Here is a 295-nt window from a genome sequence, read left to right as displayed (position 1 = left end):
CCTTGAAGCTGGGATAGCGAAGAATCTGATTTAACCCCTTCATATCCAGCAGAACTGGAATGACAAAGATGTTGCCGTTATCGATGTTCCAGCGCTCGCGCAGCACGTTCATCAGGTAGGGCGAAGCGTCGGGCTCGACTTCCACGCGCACTACCCGGCCGCGCTTGCGGGTTTTGAGGCCGGTTTGTATTTCTTTGATAAAATCGGTGTCAATATCTTCCGATTCTTCCAGCGTAAAATCACCGTTGCGGGTGACGCGGAACAGGTCGGCCGACAGGATTTCGACGTTGCGAAA

At 52.9% G+C, this 295-nt stretch carries 1 protein-coding gene; it reads right to left on the bottom strand.

Features of this window, described 5'->3' with window-relative positions; all coding sequences use genetic code 11:
• Positions 1-295, bottom strand: a 295-nt coding sequence (locus tag ACM615_RS24410; RefSeq protein WP_431012712.1) for a hypothetical protein, incomplete at both ends; no start/stop codon positions are given.

This window comes from Rahnella sp. PAMC25617, assembly GCF_050606005.1.
GTDB lineage: Bacteria > Pseudomonadota > Gammaproteobacteria > Enterobacterales > Enterobacteriaceae > Rahnella > Rahnella variigena.
This window is presented reverse-complemented; position numbering and strand designations above follow the sequence as displayed.